The organism is Microcystis sp. LE19-131.1A (genome assembly GCF_027532015.1).
Taxonomy (GTDB): domain Bacteria; phylum Cyanobacteriota; class Cyanobacteriia; order Cyanobacteriales; family Microcystaceae; genus Microcystis; species Microcystis ichthyoblabe_A.
In genome coordinates, this window is record NZ_JAPZSS010000030.1 from 1 (window position 1) to 20,127 (window position 20,127).

Sequence of the window (20,127 nt, forward strand, 5' to 3'; positions counted from 1 at the left end):
AAAAATAGGCTTTTCGAGGGTAATTCTTGTTTTAATTCTCCATGTACGCGGTCTTTAAAAGCCTCTATTTCGTTCCAAGACACGATTAAGAGTGGCTTTTAGGCTAAGTATAATTACTCATCGCGTAAGTGAGATGCTCCCAATTATAAGATGAGCGATGCAGGAAGAAAAAGCGATATTTACTATTAACAATACTTTCTATAGACCGGAGAGTAAAATCGTCCGAGATTTAGGAGTTTTAGCGGCGGCAATTGCCCAAAAAGAGCGGGGCAGTTTGCGGGTTTTAGAAGTAATGAGCGGCTCTGGTGTGCGAGCGCTCAGGTATTGGTTAGAAAGTGGTGCGGATTGGCTGTGGGTTAATGATGGAAATCCAGAAATTAAGCCAACTTTAGACGCTAACTTAGAGAGTTTATTACAACAGAAAAAAGGGAAGATAACCTATAAATCTGCTCAAGAAGTTCTCCTAGAATGTTATCTTGAAAAAGACCGTTATGATCTAGTTGATATTGATGCTTTTGGTTCCCCTGCATCCCTGTTTAGTGCTATTCCTTTAGCCACTAAAATCGGGGGTTTAATTTATCTGACTAATACTGATGGACGGACGTTGACGGGTCATAATCTAGAAAATAGTTTAGCTGATTATGGAGCCTATGCTCGCAATCATCCGGCTGCCCACGAACAGGGATTAAGATTAATTATCGCCAGTTTGCAATTAGAATCGGCCCGGTTAGGTTTAGGAATTACGCCGGTTTTTTCCTTCTTTTTTGGTCAAAGTTATCGGGTGATGGTGCGGTTAACGGCCAATAGACAATTAAATAGTCATAACTACGGTTTTCTCGGTTATTGTCATAGCTGCGGGGAATATCAATCAGTGCCTTGGCCGAAGTTAGGCAAGATAGTTTGTTCTGGGGACGGGCAACCTTTAACCTTAACCGGACCCTTGTGGTTAGGCAGTTTACATGATCGCCTTTATCTAGAAAAAATGGCAGATTTAGCCGATCAATGGCAGTGGAAAAAGGTAGTTAAATTGTTAGAAATAATGAGGGAAGAAAACGATTTTCCTCCCTATTTTTATAGCTTTCGGGAAATTGGTAGAAGGGGCAAATTAGATCTACCTAAAAGGGAAGATTTAATTGCAGCTCTCCTAGAACAAGGTTATCGAGCCGCTGCCACCCATATTAACCCGCAAGCGCTGAAAACTAACGCTTCTTTAGCCCAATGTATCGCACTACTCAAGGGCTAATTAATTAATACCAATAACTAGAACTTTGTTGGGGTTCAGGGGCAAAAGCTAACCAGTAGGGGAATTGTAAAAGAGCGAAATTGAGCCGTTCTTCCGTATCATCGATGATAATGAGCGGTGAATACTTATCCTCGATTAAACGTTCCGCTTTTTGAATTAAAGCTTCGGGAGACTCAAAGAGAACGATGCCGCGGTCTGGTCCAAAATCGGCGCGGGAAATGCCGAGACAATCTTGGAGGCCGCGCCGCCATTCGCCTAAACGTTCGGGACTATTAGCCAGAACGAGAGAACGGAAGCGATCGCCCTGTAATTCCGCCATAATCGAGATAATTGCCGAAGCGACCAGAATATTCTGGAGACGGCTGCCCATACCGCGAACCGTACCCCGGCCCCCCTGTTTAAAGAACCACTGTTGCACCCGTTCGGCGTGAATTGGTTCAAAAGTGCGCCGTAATTGCCAAGGCGGACCGTAATAGTCAGGACGACTGCGATAACGGTCTAAAAGAGCTTGGATGCGCTGATTTTGGTCAGAAAAGCCCTGTCTAGGGGTGGATTGTCCCACCGGTTCCGATTCATAACCCGAACGATTAGAACGACGGGGTTCTTGCCAATTATCCCGGCCCTGGTTACTGGTACGGGGGGGACGGGGAATTTCTCCGCGATCATCCCGGCCTTGACTGCCACGGGATGGACGGGGGTTTTCCTCTCGTTCGGTCCGCTGGGGAGGTTCCACAGGTCGGGGGGATTTTTCGGGGGTTTCAAAACGGGGTAATTCCAATTGTTCGGCAGCCGCGGCCAAATCCTGTAAACTGCCCACCAGATAGTCTTTAAATCCCTGAACCCGCACGGCTAGATCCTGGGAGACTCCGGCGAAATTACTCCGCATTTCCTGCCGAATCCGCTCACGACGGCGTTCTAACTGTTCGATCGCCACTTCTAAAGCCTGTTTGCGTTGTTCTAGGTCTTTTACGCCTTCCTTGAGCATTCTTTCGATTTGAGCTTTGATATCCCCCAATTCCTCGGCGATCAAGCGTTCTTTTTCCGCTTTTAATGCCGAGATTTCTGCCGCTAGGCTCTGTTTTTGCCGTTCTAGAGCCTCGATTTCTGCTCGTAGGGGTTGCGCCTGCGCTGGGGGAACTAATTCGCCTTCGGGGGCGATTGCCGATGGCAGGGGATTCTCTACCGGGCGATCGTTCCAGAGATCATCAAAACTAAATTCTTCGACAGATTCATTGGGTAAGTCTGTCATTTTGTCAAGGGGTAAAACATTAAAATCTTCTGAATTCATCGGCTTTAGAAATGCAGAGCGAACAAAGGGCCAAGGCAGGCAATTAAGTAAGTGGTTCTAATTAATAGACGATATATCTTGCCTTCGATCCCCCCTGCCCCCCTTAATAAGGGGGGTGCCGATAGGCGGGGGATCCCCCCTGCCCCCCTTAATAAGGGGGGTGCCGATAGGCGGGGGGATCTGACAATTTTTAACACCTACCTACTTAAGACGCTATTAGCCAAATCTAATTTTAACTCAATCTTAGTTCGCTTCTGAGTCGATCGCTTGCGATGCTGCTAAAGGATAGTATTTTTCGAGGCACAGTCTCAGGGTTGCGCTGTCAAAGATAATGGGCAAAAAATGAATGCTGTTAATTTCTTTGAAATAAAATAGGATCGGGACTTTATTCCAGAAAATTCGCCAATTTTGCCATTCTTGGTAGGGAAAGGAGCGAATTTGTTGCCCGGACAGATAGACATCTAAGGAGGTAGGGGTAAACTGGAGACGAATGCGGGTAGTCTGGAACATCAAGAATAGGCCTAACAGGGAGAAAATTATTCCGAGCCAGACCTGTAAAAAGAGTAAAGGCAGCGATAAAATTACCAAAAACAGGGGAATTCGATAGTTAGGAGCCAGTTCGATCGTTCCTGTTACTTCTTGCGGGGAAATAGTTTTCATTGGTGTCCCTATCGGCAGTCAGCCAAAATATCTTCGCTTCTAGTTTATCGCATTGTTTTTCGAGAAGCGATCGAGATAACCGAGACTCGATCGGGGATGATCTGGTGGTGTCATGGCATCGTAGAAGGAGACTTTACCCCCATAGGCACGCCGGAGATTAAAATCAGTTAAGACCTTAGACCGTTGATCGGCGAGGATCAATTCTTTATTTAAGAGGATTAAATCAGCAAAATGAGTGATAGATTCGCCTAAATCATGATTAACCACCAGGACAATTTTATTTTCTTGGGCTAACTCACCAAAGATATTAAAAAGGATCCCCTCGGTTTTTTGATCTACCCCAACGAAAGGTTCATCAAAACAGAAAATCTCCGCTTCTTGGGCCAAAGATCTGGCTAAAAAGACTCTTTGCTGTTGTCCCCCCGACAACTGACCGAGGGGACGATGGCGTAAATCAGCCATTTCCACCCGTTCTAGGGCATTTAAAGCCCGTTGACGACTAATATGGGAAAAAGGACGAAACCAACCAGTTTTTCTGACTCTCCCCATCATCACCACATCCCAAGCGGTGACGGGATAGGTCCAGTCGATTTGAGATCTTTGGGGAACATAAGCGACTTTATCCAGTTGTTGCTGTAGAGATTGCCCTTGATAGTTAACGCTTCCCTGTTGTACGCGAATTAATCCTAGCATGGCTTTGATCAGGGTACTTTTGCCCGCACCGTTGGGACCGATAATACCGGTTAATCGTCCTGGATAAATTTTCAGGGTGATATCCCGTAGGGCCTCCACGCCGCGATAATATACTCCTAGATGACTAACTGTAATTGTCCTTTGCATAGTTGTTATCCCGAGTCTCCATTTCTAGCATAGCTAAAAATGAGACAATTATGAAGCAACCATGAAAAGATTATGAAAGATAGCTGGGGTGAGATCAATCGCCACTCAGTAAAGCTTCCACGAATTCGTAACTGGAAAAGGGCCGCAGATCCTCGATTCCTTCCCCAGCGCCAACAAAGCGAATCGGTAGGTTAAGCTGACGCGCTACGGCAAGGGCAACACCCCCTTTAGCTGTACCATCGATTTTAGTCAGGATCACGCCGCTTAATTGGGCAGCTTCCGAGAAAACCTCTGCCTGTCGCAGCCCGTTTTGTCCTAAAGTGGCATCGAGAACTAGAAGGGATTCCACCACAGCACTCTCGGCTTTTTTGTCGATAATGCGGCGAATTTTGCTTAATTCTGCCATTAAGTTCTTTTTATTCTGCAATCTTCCCGCCGTATCTACTAAGAGTAATTCTATCTCCCTGGATTTAGCGGCTTCGATGCCATCGTACACCACGGCGGCCGGATCGGTATTTTTGCCCGGGTTGGCAATGACTTCGACTTGCGATCGCTCTCCCCAAACTTTCACCTGTTCCACGGCAGCAGCGCGAAAGGTGTCGGCAGCGGCGATCATACAGCTATAGCCAGATTGTTTAGATAAATGGGCTAATTTGCCGATAGTCGTCGTTTTACCGACTCCGTTAACTCCTGTGAGCATCCAGATATTTAATTTGCCTTTTTCTGGCTCAAAACCGGGGTTGCTATAATTGGCTAAAGGTGCATCTAAAATCTCGCGGATAATTTCTTTGAGATATTCGATCGCTTTTTCGGGGGGCAGCGCTTCCTGTTTTAGCTTATTTTGGAGGGTAGTGATAATATAATCGGTGGCATCTACCCCCACATCGGCCTGAAGCAATAAAGCTTCGATTTCCTCCACCGCGTCTTGATTGAGGGGACCCTGACCGACCACGGCCTTAAGCTGATTGACCAAGCTGCGGCGCGTTTTGCCTAAACCCTGACGCAATTTTTTTAACCAGGTGATTTCTTCTTCCGAAACGTCCTCTGCTTGTCGTCCCTGATTTGCTAAAACTTTGGCCGACCAGATAAAATCTTCATCCGGTTCTGTGGGAGTTTCGATGGCGGTTTCTTTGAGAATTTCGAGGCGATCGGATTTTTTCAGCCATGCGGGGGTATTATCCTCGGTTTCTTCTTCTTTAACTGGTTCTTCCTCTTGCGGAGGTTCCGTTTCAGCAATAGATGTTTCAGGGGTTTCGCTCACGACGGCCTCGGCCGTGGCTTTTTTCTCTTGAATATTTTTAAAGGCTTTTTTGGCCCAATCTAAATACTCTTCCTGACTGGTTGCCTCGCTGGGGGTTTCCTCTACGGGTGCGGGGGGTGCTTGTTCTTGTTCGGGTTGGACTTTCTGACGACGGAACCAGTTAAACATAGGAGAAACTAAACATAAAACTATTTATCTAGTTTATTTTAACCTTTGAAGTGAGCAATTTTGATAGTTAGATTTTTAATTGTGGATTTCTCAGCATTTTTTGCTAGAGATTAAGGAAAAAATGATAACCTTGCTCAAGGATAACTTTATCTCTTTTTAGGGAAATGCTGTATCCTAGAAAATAGAATAGGAAGGAGAATCAAAAATGTTAAGCACTACCGAAACTAAATATTATACTCCCGAAGAATATCTCGCTCTGGAGGAAACGTCCGAGGATAAAAATGAATATCGTCAAGGAGAAATTATCCCAATGGTAGGAGCAACAACTAATCACAATCAGATTTGTCTAAATTTTTGCCGTAATTTTCCCTTAAATATCAATAATCAAGATTATTATACCTACATGGAAACGGTGCGTTTATGGCTATCAGATTATAGTATTTACACCTATCCCGATGTGATGGTGATTAAAGGTCAACCTCTCTATCAAGGGAATAGTCAATCTAACGTGATCAATCCCTTAATTATTGTCGAAGTTCTCTCCAATTCTACACAAGCTTATGATCGAGGGGATAAGTTTAAATTCTATCGTTCTCTGCCAACTTTTCAGGAATATATTCTGATCGAACAATCTAGTTATAGTGTGGAACGTTACTATAAACAAAAGGATGATCAATGGTTAATTGATTTCGTCACGGGGGAAAATGCGGTTTTACAATTGGTGTCGGTAGATTGGCAGATTTCTTTGCAAGATTTATATCAAAGAGTCAATTTCGACCTAGCAGAAACCTAAAATTAAAAGAAAGGTGAAAAAGACTCGCTGTCAAGAGAATCATTATCTCAAAACGGACTACTATTGTTAAATATATGGAAGCTCTAGATTTTTCCGATCAACTACAATGGACTGCAGAAGCAAAAGCAAAACTGAAAAATATTCCCTATTTTGTCCGTTCCCAAGCGCGTCAAAGGATTTCTGAGATATTGAAAATACACTTTTTCGAGCAACTCAATTGATAACCTTGCTCAAGGATAACTTTGTCTCTTTTTAGAGAAATGCTGTATCCTAGAAAATAGAATAGGAAGGAGAGTCAAAAATGTTAACCACTACCGAAACTAAATATTATACTCCCGAAGAATATCTAGCTCTGGAGGAAACGTCCGAGGATAAAAATGAATCTCGTCAAGGAGAAATTATCCCAATGGTAGGAGCTACCACTAATCACAATCAGATTGCTGGAAACTTCTATCGAAGATTTCCTCTGACTATCAATAATCAAGATTATTATACCTACATGGAAACGGTGCGTTTATGGCTGTCAGATTATAGCATTTACACCTATCCCGATGTGATGGTGATTAAAGGTCAACCTCTCTATCAAGGGAGTAGTCAATCTAACGTGATCAATCCTTTAATTATTGTCGAAGTTCTCTCTAATTCTACCCAAGCTTATGATCGAGGGGATAAGTTTAAATTCTATCGTTCCTTGCCAACTTTTCAGGAATATATTCTGATTGAACAATCTAGTTATAGTGTGGAACGTTACTATAAACAAAAAGATGATCAATGGTTAATTGATTTCGTCACGGGGGAAAATGCGGTTTTACAATTGGTGTCGGTGGATTGGCAGATTTCTTTGCAAGATTTATATCAAAGAGTAAATTTCGACCTAGCAGAAACCTAAAATTAAAAGAAAGGTGAAAAAGACTCGCTGTTAAGAAAATCGTTATCTCAAAATAGCTCATCTTTTTTGGTATAATAGACGGACTACTATATGTTAAATCTATGGACGCTCTAGATTTTTCCGATCAACTACAATGGACTGCAGAAGCAAAAGCAAAACTAAAAAATATTCCCTATTTTGTTCGTTCCCAAGCGCGTCAAAGGATAGAAGAATTAGCTCGTCATGCCGGTTCCGATCGAGTTACCGTGGAAATGGTAGAACAGGCTAGAATAGAATTCGGACAGTAGATTTTTAGCCGCCAATTTGGGACATAGTACGGGTATAAATGCCGCTTGATGTGCCGGAATCACGCAGTTTAAAGTTTATTTCTGCCTTCAGTTCTATTAATTCCCGCACTCTTTCCCTGATTTCTACCGGCGAAATTCCCTGACGGAGGGCAGTTTTTAGGTCAATTTGTCCGGTTTCGTTGAGGAGACAGGGACGCAACCAACCATCGGCCGAAAGACGTAGGCGGTTACAGCGATCGCAAAAACATTCCGACATCTGACTAATAAAGCCAATTGTACCCTTAGCCCCCGGAATTTGAAAAACATCGGCTGGGCCATTTCCCCGCACTTGACCCTCATTTAAACCCCATTTTGCCCGAATTCGCCCCCTTAATTCCTCGTTCGCAATCCAAGCTTTTTCTTGAAATAAATCACCGTTACCGATGGGCATAAACTCGATAAAACGGACGTGCCAACGCTTCTCGATGGTCAAAGCCGCTAAATCTTCCACTTCTGCCTCATTTATCCCCGGAATTACCACCACATTCAATTTTAAGGGGTCAAAACCCACTCGCTGGGCTGCTTGAATACCTGCCCAAGTTTTTTGCCAACGACTCCGGCCGCGATTACCGATAATTTTATCGAAAGTGTCGGGGTCGAGGGAGTCTAAACTGATATTAATCCGTCTTAGTCCAGCGTAATACAACATTTCGGCTAAATTGTCAAGTAAATAGCCGTTAGTGGTCAAGGCTAAATCGCTAATAGCAGATAAAGAGGCGATATCGCGCACAATCTCCACTACTTCGGGATGTAAGAGAGGTTCCCCACCAGTAAGGCGAAATTTGCGGAAACCAAGGGGAATAAAGACATTTTTGACTAAAGTAAGAATTTCCTCCCGGGTGAGTAAGTCTTGCGGTCGAACATAGGCCAATTCTGCATCTTCAGGCAGACAATACTGACAGCGAAAGTTACAGCGATCGATTAAACTAATCCTGAGATAGTCAATTTGGTTCATGTTCACGGGGAAATACTGTTATAAAACTTCATGAATTTATCATAACAATTCTGGCTCGATCGATATCTAGACATCGGGCTAAGTTTCCAGAAAACCACGGCTACATCTAGATTTTAGTCTATGATGACAATAGATTTGCTCAATGGCAAGAGCCAATAACGATTGGGAAATTTGACAATTTTTCTTGATTGTACTTAACCAAAAAGGTCGGCTAAGTAGGTAGGCGTTAAAAGTTGTCAGACCCCCCCCTTATTAAGGGGGGATTAAAGGGGGGACTAAGGGGGGATCGGCACCCCCCTTATCAAGGGGGGCAGGGGGGATCGAACCTAAAATCCATTTTTAATTTAATTATAACCAGCTACTTAACACCAGAAAGAAATATTAACCAATCCTCTAGATATAGACAAACAGAATACTATCTAAATTGAGCGAGCCAATAATGCTATGATCAAAAATTAATTATCTTGAGATGGTAATTTCTGTGATGTTACCTTTTTTGTTACCCATTGCCCAAACTCCCCCTAGTGTAGAAATAATCCGACCGGTGCAGGTGCGTCCTTTACCGAATCAACTAGATCAAGTTCCCGTTTTTAATAGTAATAGTCCCGAATTATTGCTAGGAGAAGGGATTTTGCTTTCGACTTTTCCCCCCCAAGAAAAAAGGTTTCCCTCGGCCCATTTAAATTATGCTTTTCAGGGACGCTTTGATATTTTTGCCCACCACGTAGCGAGGGGGAGTTTTCCCGATAATTTACGCACCCTTTATTTGGGGATATTACTCCACAATCCCAGTCCTAATCCCGTCACCGTTAAAATTCTGCAAGGGGCCAGTTATTTGAGTCAACCCGATGCAGCTTTTATCGATTTACCCGCACAAGTGGAAAATAATCAGGGGACAGTTTTTGCAGGTCCAGGAAGTCGGGTAATGGGGGATATTTTAATGGGGCAGCGTCAGGATATTTTTCCCGATAGGATTATTATTCCCCCTGGGGAGAGTTTTATGGTCTTAAATGCGGCGATTCCCGTGCGCGATTTGACTCCCCCTTTAAACGGTAGGTCCACTTATCTCCGTCTGGAAAGTGACGGTCTTCTCTACGCTGCTAGTTTAGCTCTTTATGCACCCCTAGACGAAAATGGGCAGGAAAGACCCCCAAATCTGACAGAATGGGAAAATTTGCTAGAAAAAGGCGATTTATCGACTCCGCGCGATCGAGCGCCCACTCCTCCCCATAGTCAAGGACAGATAATTTATGGACGGGTAGCGGGGGTGTCCCAAGGTTCAGCTTGGCCAGCCCGATTGGTCGATCGAGCTTTTTTATGGTTAAATATTCCTGATTCTGGTCAATCTATAGCCTATGGGATTAGCACCCTACCCGGGGGCAAACTGGGAACGGAACAAAATCAAAGTGCTAGTATGTTAGTTCGCTATCCCGATACGGCCTATCAAGCTCATGGTAATTACGGTGTGGAATATCGGTTAAGTTTACCTCTATTTAATCGAAGTAATGAGGCGAAAACGGTGACTATTGCGCTAGAAACACCGATTAAAGAGAATATTATCGGTCAGGGTTTGCGTTTTCTCGATCCGGCTGCCCCACAAGTGTTTTTTCGGGGAACGGTAGCCGTCAATTATAGCGATGACCAGGGACAGGCACAAAGCAGATTTTTCCATCTCGTCCAAAGACGCGGACAAGAGGGGCAATCTTTAGTGACTCTGACTATTCCTCCGGGGGATTGGCGTGTAGTACAGGTAAATTTTTTATATCCACCAGATGCGACCCCTCCGCAGGTTTTAACGATTAAGACCGAGTAGAACAAGTTTAAAATTGGCCGTTAACGATCGCAATATTCCATTGACCGTCTTGGTTGGTTTCAAAGGCAATTTGGCGACCATCACCGCTAATGGTGGGATTGCGGACGCTTCCCCGCAGGTTAGCGGTTAATAGGGTTGCACGGGACTGGGAACGATCATAAACCATGACATCACTTTTACCGCGTTCGCTGGAGATATAGGCAATTAAACGACCGTCAGCATTCAGAGATGGCTGATCTTGGCTAGAATCGCCACGATTTAGGTTAGGAAGATTAACTAAGCGCTTTTCTTGCAGATCGAATAAATATATACTACGACGACCGGAGCGATCGGAAGCGAAGGCTAAATAGCGACCATCAGCACTATAACTGGGGAATTGATCGGGAGCAAAACTATTTAAACCACCAGCGGGAACTTGAGGAGTGATCAAAAGAGGAGAATTACAGCCACTTATCCCCGATAACAGCCCAAAAGAGGCCAAAAATCGCCCCAGCCAGACAAAAAAAATTTTTTCTTTCATCTTGACTTTTGACCCCAAATGTGCTAGTAACTTTCTTCCTTGCCGACGGTTTTGAGGGTAAGTAGTTGATTGCCTTGACTGAGACTATCGGCGATCGCTTCTCGAATCGGTAGGTCAATACTGGTTTCAGCGAGGATTTCTTGGGCTTTTTGCCGCAAATCTGCCCCGGTATCGGCATCTACTTGGTCTAGATCGAGTAATTCCTGCGATAGCTGTTCGATCGAATTCGGGTTAGTCATAGCTCAGGCTCCCAACAAGCTTAATTACACTTTTATTGTATTGTAAAGAATAAGGCTTCTGTTTGTTTTTGATTTTTCTCAGCGATTAAGGGATTTTGACAAGCAATTAACTTTTCTGATGGGTAATCTTCACTCTCAAATTCCACTAAGTTCACTCGCTCAAATAATCCTAATTGAATCACTATACACGGCCGCCATTTTAGCCTAAACTTCCCCCATTTGTCTATTTAAGGAATATTACAATAAACACGGGGTATATAAAGAAAAGTTAATGGGTTTATCCATTGATGGATAAGGGTTTTCGGCTATTGTAGTAGATATGTATGGGGGGGGGAAGTTCAGCAATACTACCCAATCAGCACCCTCAAGTCTGGCGGTTTAGTGGAAGAGCAGTTTATTGTCCGCATGGCAAGAGGAAAGGCTAGAATTAGAGAAGATTTTAGACTTTAATAGCAATTACATTTTCTAAGTAGTACGGCTATGAGCATCAGCGATCCCACTAGCCAAAAAGCCTCGTTAACTCAGCTAAATCGCGCTCTCCGGCACTTTACCGACCGACACGAGTTAACCTTGCGATTTGCAGAATATCTCAACGATGACGAGCTTGACCCCCATAAAATCCTATTCTTCTATGGGGATGGTGGCAATGGCAAGTCGCTGCTGCTGAAATTCTTATTGGAAAATTGTTGCAAGCGCTTTCCTTTAGAAACTTGGACAGAACTTAAAACCAAAACCCATCCTGAAATTGTTGAGTTTATTAAGACAATTACTGACTGGGAAAGTGACTTTCAATTTGTGCCAGCCACACTGTTGGATTTTGAATCCCCAGCCAGGTCATCGCGACCAGAACAACCTCAAGACAATTTCGACGGGCTACTGATTTTGCATAATCAGTTAATAACCAATGCTGTTCGCTTGGGATATAAACTCTCTTTTCCGCTCTATCAGTTTGCTTGCATCTGGCATTTAAAACAGACAGGAAAACTCACGAATGAAACTGATATAACTAAGTGGTTTCCTTCACAAGAGTTATTTGTAGTTGGTGGGATTATTAACACAATTAAAACGATCGCTCAGGAGAACAAAGACTTGGCGGCCATACTAGGCTTGCCCGGTACCTTAGCGACACTAACAGCCAGCACGTTGAATCTCATAGCAAAACATTTGGGTAAGGACTTGAATCGTTACCTAAATGGTCGAGGACTCCAGAAAAAAGATTTTCAACGGATCACCGAGTTAGACCCCGATACGGAATTGATTGTTGCTTTGCCTAACTTTTTTGCGGAAGATCTCAAGGTCGCCATGCAAAGAGAGGGCGCTCCTGAAAAACTGGTGCTGTTTTTCGACACCCACGAAGCCTTTTGGGGAGAAGGGCGCAATCAAGGAAGTGCCAGATTTTTCAAGCAGGATGAGTGGCTGCGGTGTCTGTTGTCGCAGTTGTTGGAGTTGCCCCAAATTGTCATCGTCATGGCAGGACGGGAAATTCCCCAGTGGCATCGAGCCAGCTATTGTTCAATTACAGCGGACAAGTTAGAGTGCAGGCAAGTGTTCAACTTTCAAGTAACCGATGCCCTCGACTACCTACAAAGAGTCGGAATTGAGGATACCCAAGTGCAGCAGAGCTTGATTGCCTATAGTAGTTTTGATGGCGATTCCGTTCATCCTCTCTTGCTGGGGCTATGCGCGGATTTAGTCAGGATGGCGCCAGAAAAAAAAGAAGCCTTTACCGCTGCCGACTTTCAATCCTTTGCCGAGACAGGAGAGGGATTTAATCGGAAATTAGGGATTTTGGTAGAAAGACTCCTGAAATACACGGACAGGGTGTTGGAAGATGCGGTTTATGTCTTGAGTGCCTGTCGAGCCTTTAATGAAGACCTTTACTTTCATCTGGGCGAATCCTTGAAATGCAATCCCTCCCATGCTGCCTTTGACTCGCTCCTCAGTTTTTCCTTCGTCTGGCAGGTAGAACAACAAGGTGAGGGGTGGTATCGTCTTCATCCCTTCATCCGTCGTTTCAACCACGAGCAGAAGCGGGAGCGAACCCAGGCTGCCCATCAAGTCTTGGAGCGTTACTATCGAGAAAGGGAGAATCAGGCGGAAGCTCTCTATCATGCTTATTGGCATGATCCTCTGAGAGCGAAAGAGGAGTGGATCGAAGTTTTTGGAAAAGCCAACCAACAGGAGGACAATGAACTATGTCAGGCATTAGCGGAAATCAAGAAAGAAATTCCTTTCTAGACGGTCAAATTGCCCAATTAATCGGGGATTATCTAACTCGCTTGCAGCGATATGAGGAAGCTAGGGAGGAATACCAAGAAGCTAGTGAAGGGTATGAAAATATCTCTCCCGCTTCCCCGGACTTTGAGACAGCCCAAAATAACCAAAAAGTAGTTCTGGGAAAACTTAATCGCTTACCAGAGCGGCAGAAATCCAGTCAAGACTACCGTTTAGAAAAGCTCTTTGCTGTTGAAAAGGAACAATCTCGTTCAGTTTCCTTAAAAAGCCGAGTCAATTTGAGCCAATGGTTGCAAAATGTTTTTGAGGAAAGCTGGCAGACGATTGAACAGCTTTTTGCACCTGGAGAACCCTGTTTTGCCTATGCTTATGCCTTACGCGAGCGCGGGGCTGATTTTATGGATTCCAAGACGGTTAGCGATTTAATTGAGACGATTTATACCAGTCAGGAAGAGCATCGCCGCAGACAAGCAGCACTGCGCTTGGGAGAGATGGGAACTGCATCTTCTGAGGTATTGGCGGCTCTCACTCACTTGCTGGGGGTAACTCAGGATGAAGAAACCCGTTGGAGTGCGGCAGAGAGTTTATGGCGGCTCGCTCCGCATAACTTGGCAGCCGGGTTGAGGAGAGTTAAAGATTTAGGAATGCTGATCGGGGAACACCCAGTGACTCTAATGGTGGCTGTCTTGCCTAAAACTGACCAAATGATAGCGGTTCTCCTCAGGGTCTATCCGATGCGAAACCAGAAATATTTGCCTGCCCACTTACAATTAGTGGTGCTGGATGAGTCTGGGAAAACCTTTCTGGAAACTGAGGCAAGAGAACTGGACAATTACATCCAACTCAAGTTTAGTGGTTCACCGGGAGAACAGTTCAGTGTCAGGGTGGGACTGGGAGAGGCAAATATTACCGAAGATTTTACCCTCTAGCAGAACTTTCCCCCTGAGAAATTGCTAAGTACCTAAGCAAAATTAATTACACATTTCGATAAAGCTTTTGCCTCTTGCCTATTGCCTCTTGCCTGTCTTCACTAGGAAATTTATTTTGCATGACTACTTAGGAACTAAAGTACAAGTAAACGGAGAAAGTTTAATCATGAAAACCGCACTAACCGAATACAAGCATATTCAAATAGACGAACGCGGGATACCAATGATTGCAAGCTCGACAATGAAGGTGATTGATCTGGTGATGGCTCAGATGGCTTACGGTTGGACTCCTGAAGAAATTCAAATCAACCATCGCCATTTGAGTATGAGTCAGATTCACTCAGCCTTCGCCTACTATTGGGATCATAAAGAAGAATTGGATGGGGCGATCGCTGCCGATCTGGAATATGCCCAAAAAATGCGGCACTCAGCGATCGAGTCGCCTTTTGTGGCCAGACTTAAAACACAAGGAATTCTCAAGTGAGCCTCAAACTTTATTACGACAGGTGATAGCAATGGCTAAGTTAGTGACTGTTAAATTGGGAGAAGGCAACTGGGAACAGGGATTTCCTGTTATCCTGCAAATTGCTGAGGAAGGCTCCCCTCCTTCGATCGAAGTTACAGGTAGATTGCCAAGCGCTCCGGAAATTCCCCAAAACTATGACCAATGGCAGTCTAGTTATAGACATTTGCCTGTTGTTGTCAGGCTAACAGCACCTGCTACCCAAATTACCAATGTTTCCACTACTGCCGACTGTCGCCAGACCCTTCAAACTTTGCAAGATAGCCTCAAACGCTGGCTGAACTCCGAGTCGTTTCGTCCAGTGAGAGAGCGTCTGTTAGAGAATTTGAACCGTTCCGAACCCATTCGCTTCATCATTCAAGCTGGGGATGGCTATTTGCGGCGGCTACCTTGGAATTTGATTGAGTTCTTTGACCATTATCCCAAGTCAGAGGTTGCGATCGCATCTCCTGTCTTTGAAAAAATTGTTAGCCCACCTTCCCCCACCAAAAGGCTGAGAATCTTGGCAATTTTAGGCCATAGCGAGGGCATTGACGTGACGGCAGATAGACGCTTCTTGGAGAATTTGCCAGGGGCTGAGACGGTTTTTTTGGTAGAACCGCCTCGACAAAAGATTAGCGAACAACTTTGGGAACAACACTGGGACATCCTTTTTTTTGCCGGACACAGCCATACAGAAGGGGAAGTGGGGCGCATTTATATTAATCAAAGGGAAAGTTTGACTATCGGTGAGTTAAAACATGGTTTGAGGACAGCGATCGAAGGGGGGTTACAGTTAGCCATTTTTAACTCTTGTGATGGGTTGGGGTTGGCCAAGGAATTGGAGAATTTGCAAATTCCTCAAGCGATCGTCATGCGAGAACCTGTACCCGATAAGGTGGCACAGGAGTTTTTAAAGCATTTTCTCAAGGCATTTTCTAGGGGTAAATCTTTGTATTTGTCGGTGCGGACGGCGAGAGAACGTCTAGCTGAAGAAGGATTAGATACGGAACTGCCGGGGGTGATGGGGCTGCCCGTTATTTGTCAAAATCCTGCTGCCGTTCCTATAATTTGGCAAACTCAGAAGAGGCTGCCTATCCGTTTTTGGATAGCACTTCCCTTTGTTTTTGCCGCTTCGATGGCACTGGTGTTTATTATACCTAGCATTATCTCAATGTCAAATCACAATGAAAATTCACCTCCAAATCGACCGCCAGAAATTGAAACCTATCAATTCCACAAGTACGGAATTTCAATAAAATATCCCCGTAACTGGCAATTACAAGAGGGAAAAGGCGACCTAGAAGGATCAGGAATTTTTGTCAAATTTTCACCAGATAAAAACGATTTATCCTCTTTTCCTCCTCGCCTTACTATTAGCCTAGACGAATATTTGATTGGTCCACCTATGTTAGACGATTATGTGAATGACACTATCTCTAAAATAATAAATCAACAAAACTCCAGCATTATTCTTAGGTCTGAGCAGACGACCTTAGCGAATAATCAAGCTCATCTCATTGAGTATACTTGGCAAGATGATCTAGGTTTTCAGTTGAAATCTTTACAGTTCTTAATGATAAAAGGAGAAAAAATTTACAGAATCACCTACACGGCGGAAAATAAAGAATTTCCTGAGTTTTTGCCGCTTGTAACAAAGGTTATGATTAATTCATTCCAAGTTGAACTGAATCCAAATCTCTAGCAAAATATGAGGAGAAAAATCAATTTTGATAACAGGTCTACAGATTGAGAGAGAAATTTATACTCTTCCACCTAGAAGCTCATTAATTCTGTCAATCGCATCTTGGTAATCTTCTTTTCTATTTTGTTGTTTATAAAGTTCTGCTGCTTTTTTAAAATCTTCTAAGGCTTTTGGTTTTTCTCCGAGATCTCTATATGAAAGCCCTCGGTTGTAGTAAGCATTCGCCCAATCGGGAACCAGACGAATAACCTGAGTATGATCATTAATTGCTCCCCGATTATCTCCCAACTCACGATGAATCAAACCTCGCTCAAAGTACGCAATGTGATATTGAGGATCGTTGAGAATTGCTTGATTATAATCCTTGAGTGCTTCCTGATAAGCTTTAAACCGATTAGAATGAATCCAACCCCGAAGAAAATAGGCACGAGCATCTTTGGGGTTGAGGCTAATAGCTTGGTTCAGATCTTTAATAGCTTCTTGGTGTTCCCCTAATTCATCTCTAGCATCTGCCCGTTCTCTGTAGGCAGCTGCATATTTTGGGTTGCGCTTAATTGCTTCATTGTAATCGGATATTGACCCTTTATAATCTTTTAAGTAATAGCGGGCGTTTCCTCTGCCGAAATAGATACTCGCAGATCTAGGGACAGCAATATTCTCCTTAGTTAGAGTAACATCAAAATCTCCTCTATCTTTGCGTCTAAGCTTCAAGGTGACTTGAGTAACCGACTCACTGCTCATTTGATTAACAGTTAGTTCAACTAAATCTTCCGCACTTTTGTTCAGTGTTGATTTACCATTAATAGCTATAATTAAATCATCTAGAATCAAGCCTTGTTTGAAAGCAGGAGAGTTTTCAAAAATCTTGGTAATAATTAGCCCTTGACCAGATTCATGTCTCCGATATTGAAAACCCAAGCCAGAGTATTCTAAGAAGTTAAGGGCTTGAGTATAATCAGAGATCGCTCCTTGGTAGTCTTTTAAAGAATAGCGGGCATCGCCACGATTTTCGTAAGCCAGAAAAACATCAGGGTCGAGGCGAATTGCCTCAGTGTAATCCAAGATTGCTTTCTGATATTCCCCGAGTTCTGCATAGACAGTTCCTCGGTTGTTATAAGCTCCGCTGTATTCTGGATCGAGACGGATCGCATGGCTATAATCTTCGAGCGCACCTTGGTTATCTTCACTATAATCACGAGCTAAACCACGCCAAAAATAAGCTCTGGAGTTGTTCGGGTTCAGCTTGATAACTTCAGTCATATCCGCAATGGCTGCTTGATATTTGTTTTGCTCGATATATGCGATGCCTCTTTGTAAATAAGCATCAACATTGTTAGGTGAAATTTGCAAAACGCGATTGTAAGCTGCAATCGCTTCTTCATAGTTACCGCTATTGGCCTTAGATATTCCTAGAGTTAGTAAGTCTTCTGCAGTAGGCTGAAGAGCTACCGCAGGTGGCGATAGTACTGGATTATTCCGAGCCGCCAAAAAAGTTTTGATAGGAATTGCCAACCTCAAAGCTCTATCATCTGGTGACTCACGTAGCCCATTAATACCAATTAGAAAACCCTTTTCATCTAACAACGGACCCCCTGACATCCCAACAAAGATAGTATTATTAACAACTAAAGCATAACCTCCACCTTCTGGCGTAGAGCGTCGTTCTATAAAAGAGCCAACATTAAAACTGTATTCACGTTTTTCGGTTTTTGGTTGTTTAGCCGTCCAACCCGAAGCGTAAACTATTGCAGAACCTATGATTTTGTCAGAATCGCCTAACTTAGCAATTCTATAATTTTTATTACTCTCAAACTCCACTACTGCTAAGTCTAGCCCTGGTATTTCTTTTCTATTATAAATAGGATAACGATTTCCATCTGAGGTTTGAATTTCATATTGTCCTGCTTGAAATTCATTACTTTTGTCGTTATAGAAAACATGACGACAAGTTAAGACAAAATATTTGTTACCTTGTCGGTCAAAAATCACCCCAGAGCCAGTTCCTGCACCGTCAATTTTTACCGTAATTTCTTCAGCAATAACTTGAATCTCTTGAAGTGTCAACGCTATAGCAAGCTGAGGTTGCACTAGACAAACCACTGCCCCAATTAGTGCGACTGGAATTTGATAGGAAAATTTCATCATTATCATATTTCTTTTGAAGAATTACTACTGCTTGTGGGTTCTGAGTGCTGGAAGTCCTAACTGTTTGAAGGTTTCAATGGGGATTCCCCAACTATATTGGCTCATTTTCTTATGTTGATCTGGTGTTGCTTCAGAATTATCTGTAAATTCATAGGGAACATCCCAGAGAGGTTCTGCGTGCATTCCATTAATAGCAATAACTTCACCCCGATGATTAAATAGTGGCCCCCCGCTCATTCCTTTTTCAATTACATTAGTATAGCCAATTTGATAGCCACCTTTTAAGGGCTTACTTAGTATCTGCGTGACTTTCCCGCTGGTAAAAACAAAGCCAGTATTATAGTCTGTAATGGACGGTGAGATTGGCCTTGTAGATGATTCTACTGACAAGGGAAACCCTGCAGCAAACACCTCTTCTCCCACTATCGCAGGATCACCAAAAGACGCTACTTTATATACAACCTTAAAGCTACGAAACTGCAACAAAGCCAAATCATTACCCTTAAATGATACAGACTGGAATAAATTAGCTAAATAAACATGGCCATCTGAAGTCTGAATATGATATGGGGGAGTACCAGATCTCAGGACATGGGCATTAGTCAGAACTGTATAAACTGTTCCCTGCCGGTTTACTAGGAATCCCGACCCTATGACTTCTCTTGAGAGAATTCTGACTGTGATAGACTGAGCCTGTTTTGGCAATTGCTCCGATATTAAAGATAGCCCAGCCGCTTGCCAAGATAAACCCAAAAGAGAAATCTTTGAGTCTCTACTTGGAATAGACACCCCACCATTGAGCAACCCAAAAGGAATGAAGATCGATGAACTCCCCATACAAGCAACTACTATTACTGTCCACCACCGCATATTAGTTTGTTTTGTAATTCACTCACTGATACCAAATGCCTGAATCTGGATTAAATGTCGGGGAAGAATTTGAAGGATTCACCCCTCCCAACAAACTGTTTACATCTAGGTAGAATTCGCCATTGACTTTGGAAATTTCGCTATCCCCACTTAGAAGGAGGGGTTTACCTGAAGCAAGTCTGGCATTATCTTTGATCTGTTCTAAAATAATCTCAGGATTTGTCCCGCGTTTGAAAGTCACTAGCACTCCGTCTTTAAGACAAGGGCCGCCTTTAAAAGTGGCAACGCACAAGATAGGTTCCCCTCTGAGTATTGCCGCTTTAATAAACTTCAATGTACCATTGGAGTAAAATCTTTGGAATCTTTGAGATACAATTACACAACGCTGTTGAGGAGTATGAGGTGGAGGAAAAGAATCGTCTTGCCAACGAATTAGCTCAACATTCCCCGCAAGTTCAGTGACAACAAAGGTTGCAGGTCCTCCTTCTCTGCTCATACTGCAAAAAAACTTCTGAGTTTGAGCAGAACTGGGCTGCCCACCAATAGCCAAAGCCCCAACAGCCAGCGTACTAGCCGCCATTAGTGAAGCGAACAAGTTAAGTTTCATAAGTAGTCATGCAAAATTAATTACCCAAATAAAAAATTAAGAAGTATAATACATAAAAAAACGAAGCAGCAGGAAAATACAATGAGATTGATTAGAGACCTAAACCCCGAGAGCCAGAAAATGCTAGAGAGAATTTATC

General features: G+C 43.4%; 20 protein-coding genes and 1 pseudogene. 10 read left to right on the forward strand and 11 right to left on the reverse strand.

The genetic code is table 11. The annotated features are described in order from the left end of the window. Positions 1-157 precede the first annotated feature (157 nt). Positions 158-1,243: a class I SAM-dependent methyltransferase gene (locus tag O9323_RS02405; protein ID WP_288124640.1), complete on the forward strand. Its 1,086-nt coding sequence runs from the start codon at positions 158-160 to the stop codon at positions 1,241-1,243. A gap of 4 nt (positions 1,244-1,247) precedes the next feature. Here O9323_RS02405 and O9323_RS02410 read toward each other — a convergent pair whose 3' ends face one another. From O9323_RS02410 to ftsY, 4 genes are all read right to left on the reverse strand, one after another. Continuing rightward, positions 1,248-2,531, reverse strand: a complete 1,284-nt coding sequence (locus tag O9323_RS02410; protein ID WP_288124641.1) for a DUF3086 domain-containing protein — start codon at positions 2,529-2,531, stop codon at positions 1,248-1,250. A gap of 243 nt (positions 2,532-2,774) precedes the next feature. Further along, positions 2,775-3,191 (reverse strand): DUF3119 family protein, encoded by a 417-nt coding sequence (locus O9323_RS02415; protein WP_002777863.1) that lies wholly within the window; start codon positions 3,189-3,191, stop codon positions 2,775-2,777. A gap of 39 nt (positions 3,192-3,230) precedes the next feature. Further along, entirely contained in the window at positions 3,231-4,031 is an 801-nt protein-coding gene (locus O9323_RS02420; protein ID WP_287231563.1) for a metal ABC transporter ATP-binding protein, read from the reverse strand. 94 nt (positions 4,032-4,125) lie between these two features. After that, on the reverse strand, positions 4,126-5,460 hold the full coding sequence (ftsY, locus tag O9323_RS02425; RefSeq protein ID WP_002751781.1) for a signal recognition particle-docking protein FtsY: 1,335 nt from the start codon (positions 5,458-5,460) through the stop codon (positions 4,126-4,128). A gap of 205 nt (positions 5,461-5,665) precedes the next feature. Here ftsY and O9323_RS02430 point away from each other — a divergent pair, with 205 nt between their 5' ends. The 4 genes and pseudogenes from O9323_RS02430 (at position 5,666) to O9323_RS02445 (ending at position 7,429) form a co-directional block, all read left to right on the forward strand. Continuing rightward, positions 5,666-6,253 (forward strand): Uma2 family endonuclease, encoded by a 588-nt coding sequence (locus O9323_RS02430; protein WP_002737441.1) that lies wholly within the window; start codon positions 5,666-5,668, stop codon positions 6,251-6,253. Positions 6,254-6,327: 74 nt separating this feature from the next. Further along, positions 6,328-6,447: pseudogene (locus O9323_RS02435) on the forward strand (PCP reductase family protein); the annotation flags it as partial. Between the two features lie 107 nt (positions 6,448-6,554). Continuing rightward, positions 6,555-7,142 carry a Uma2 family endonuclease gene (locus O9323_RS02440; protein ID WP_288124642.1) on the forward strand — a complete coding sequence of 196 codons (588 nt, stop codon included), beginning with the start codon at positions 6,555-6,557 and terminating at the stop codon, positions 7,140-7,142. 101 nt (positions 7,143-7,243) lie between these two features. Beyond that, a complete protein-coding gene (locus tag O9323_RS02445) occupies positions 7,244-7,429 on the forward strand; it encodes a PCP reductase family protein (protein WP_002737708.1) in 186 nt (61 codons plus the stop codon). 4 nt (positions 7,430-7,433) lie between these two features. Here the strand turns inward: O9323_RS02445 and moaA are convergent, their stop codons facing one another. Next, the gene (moaA, locus tag O9323_RS02450; protein WP_288124643.1) at positions 7,434-8,423 is read right to left on the reverse strand and encodes a GTP 3',8-cyclase MoaA; all 990 of its coding nucleotides are present in this window, start codon (positions 8,421-8,423) and stop codon (positions 7,434-7,436) included. A 469-nt stretch (positions 8,424-8,892) separates the two neighbouring features. Here moaA and O9323_RS02455 point away from each other — a divergent pair, with 469 nt between their 5' ends. Continuing rightward, positions 8,893-10,236, forward strand: coding sequence for a DUF3370 domain-containing protein (locus O9323_RS02455; protein ID WP_288124644.1), 1,344 nt, complete (start codon positions 8,893-8,895; stop codon positions 10,234-10,236). Positions 10,237-10,243: 7 nt separating this feature from the next. On the opposite strand, the gene O9323_RS02460 is transcribed toward O9323_RS02455, so the two are convergent. Genes O9323_RS02460 through O9323_RS02470 form a run of 3 tightly spaced genes read right to left on the reverse strand, consistent with a single transcriptional unit; the run spans position 10,244 to position 11,177 of the window. Continuing rightward, positions 10,244-10,756, reverse strand: coding sequence for a TolB family protein (locus O9323_RS02460; protein ID WP_002738091.1), 513 nt, complete (start codon positions 10,754-10,756; stop codon positions 10,244-10,246). A gap of 23 nt (positions 10,757-10,779) precedes the next feature. After that, positions 10,780-10,995 carry a hypothetical protein gene (locus O9323_RS02465; RefSeq protein WP_002737387.1) on the reverse strand — a complete coding sequence of 72 codons (216 nt, stop codon included), beginning with the start codon at positions 10,993-10,995 and terminating at the stop codon, positions 10,780-10,782. Between the two features lie 32 nt (positions 10,996-11,027). Then, a complete protein-coding gene (locus tag O9323_RS02470; protein ID WP_187602879.1) occupies positions 11,028-11,177 on the reverse strand; it encodes a hypothetical protein in 150 nt (49 codons plus the stop codon). 298 nt (positions 11,178-11,475) lie between these two features. Here O9323_RS02470 and O9323_RS02475 point away from each other — a divergent pair, with 298 nt between their 5' ends. The 4 genes from O9323_RS02475 (at position 11,476) to O9323_RS02490 (ending at position 16,366) form a co-directional block, all read left to right on the forward strand. Beyond that, entirely contained in the window at positions 11,476-13,233 is a 1,758-nt protein-coding gene (locus O9323_RS02475) for a hypothetical protein (protein WP_288124645.1), read from the forward strand. Continuing rightward, the gene (locus O9323_RS02480) at positions 13,191-14,159 is read left to right on the forward strand and encodes a DUF1822 family protein (protein WP_024970582.1); all 969 of its coding nucleotides are present in this window, start codon (positions 13,191-13,193) and stop codon (positions 14,157-14,159) included. Before O9323_RS02475 ends, O9323_RS02480 begins: the two co-directional genes overlap by 43 nt. Before the next feature lie 166 nt (positions 14,160-14,325). Continuing rightward, entirely contained in the window at positions 14,326-14,643 is a 318-nt protein-coding gene (locus tag O9323_RS02485; protein ID WP_002748414.1) for a DUF433 domain-containing protein, read from the forward strand. Positions 14,644-14,674: 31 nt separating this feature from the next. Beyond that, positions 14,675-16,366 (forward strand): CHAT domain-containing protein, encoded by a 1,692-nt coding sequence (locus O9323_RS02490; protein ID WP_288124647.1) that lies wholly within the window; start codon positions 14,675-14,677, stop codon positions 16,364-16,366. 57 nt (positions 16,367-16,423) lie between these two features. Here the strand turns inward: O9323_RS02490 and O9323_RS02495 are convergent, their stop codons facing one another. From O9323_RS02495 to O9323_RS02505, 3 genes are read right to left on the reverse strand one after another with little or no spacing between them, the layout of a single operon-like run. Then, positions 16,424-18,511 carry a serine protease gene (locus O9323_RS02495; protein ID WP_002751806.1) on the reverse strand — a complete coding sequence of 696 codons (2,088 nt, stop codon included), beginning with the start codon at positions 18,509-18,511 and terminating at the stop codon, positions 16,424-16,426. A gap of 24 nt (positions 18,512-18,535) precedes the next feature. Next, positions 18,536-19,381 carry a S1 family peptidase gene (locus O9323_RS02500; protein ID WP_235194817.1) on the reverse strand — a complete coding sequence of 282 codons (846 nt, stop codon included), beginning with the start codon at positions 19,379-19,381 and terminating at the stop codon, positions 18,536-18,538. Between the two features lie 22 nt (positions 19,382-19,403). After that, on the reverse strand, positions 19,404-19,988 hold the full coding sequence (locus tag O9323_RS02505; protein WP_288124648.1) for a COP23 domain-containing protein: 585 nt from the start codon (positions 19,986-19,988) through the stop codon (positions 19,404-19,406). Between the last annotated feature and the right edge of the window lie 139 nt (positions 19,989-20,127).

Coding starts and splice junctions, on each gene's coding strand:
- O9323_RS02405 (WP_288124640.1), top strand. CDS start 158: ATGCAGGAAGAAAAAGCGATATTTACTATTAACAATACTTTCTATAGA.
- O9323_RS02410 (WP_288124641.1), bottom strand. CDS start 2,531: ATGAATTCAGAAGATTTTAATGTTTTACCCCTTGACAAAATGACAGAC.
- O9323_RS02415 (WP_002777863.1), bottom strand. CDS start 3,191: ATGAAAACTATTTCCCCGCAAGAAGTAACAGGAACGATCGAACTGGCT.
- O9323_RS02420 (WP_287231563.1), bottom strand. CDS start 4,031: ATGCAAAGGACAATTACAGTTAGTCATCTAGGAGTATATTATCGCGGC.
- ftsY (WP_002751781.1), bottom strand. CDS start 5,460: ATGTTTAACTGGTTCCGTCGTCAGAAAGTCCAACCCGAACAAGAACAA.
- O9323_RS02430 (WP_002737441.1), top strand. CDS start 5,666: ATGTTAAGCACTACCGAAACTAAATATTATACTCCCGAAGAATATCTC.
- O9323_RS02440 (WP_288124642.1), top strand. CDS start 6,555: ATGTTAACCACTACCGAAACTAAATATTATACTCCCGAAGAATATCTA.
- O9323_RS02445 (WP_002737708.1), top strand. CDS start 7,244: ATGGACGCTCTAGATTTTTCCGATCAACTACAATGGACTGCAGAAGCA.
- moaA (WP_288124643.1), bottom strand. CDS start 8,423: ATGAACCAAATTGACTATCTCAGGATTAGTTTAATCGATCGCTGTAAC.
- O9323_RS02455 (WP_288124644.1), top strand. CDS start 8,893: ATGGTAATTTCTGTGATGTTACCTTTTTTGTTACCCATTGCCCAAACT.
- O9323_RS02460 (WP_002738091.1), bottom strand. CDS start 10,756: ATGAAAGAAAAAATTTTTTTTGTCTGGCTGGGGCGATTTTTGGCCTCT.
- O9323_RS02465 (WP_002737387.1), bottom strand. CDS start 10,995: ATGACTAACCCGAATTCGATCGAACAGCTATCGCAGGAATTACTCGAT.
- O9323_RS02475 (WP_288124645.1), top strand. CDS start 11,476: ATGAGCATCAGCGATCCCACTAGCCAAAAAGCCTCGTTAACTCAGCTA.
- O9323_RS02480 (WP_024970582.1), top strand. CDS start 13,191: ATGTCAGGCATTAGCGGAAATCAAGAAAGAAATTCCTTTCTAGACGGT.
- O9323_RS02485 (WP_002748414.1), top strand. CDS start 14,326: ATGAAAACCGCACTAACCGAATACAAGCATATTCAAATAGACGAACGC.
- O9323_RS02490 (WP_288124647.1), top strand. CDS start 14,675: ATGGCTAAGTTAGTGACTGTTAAATTGGGAGAAGGCAACTGGGAACAG.
- O9323_RS02495 (WP_002751806.1), bottom strand. CDS start 18,511: ATGATGAAATTTTCCTATCAAATTCCAGTCGCACTAATTGGGGCAGTG.
- O9323_RS02500 (WP_235194817.1), bottom strand. CDS start 19,381: ATGCGGTGGTGGACAGTAATAGTAGTTGCTTGTATGGGGAGTTCATCG.
- O9323_RS02505 (WP_288124648.1), bottom strand. CDS start 19,988: ATGAAACTTAACTTGTTCGCTTCACTAATGGCGGCTAGTACGCTGGCT.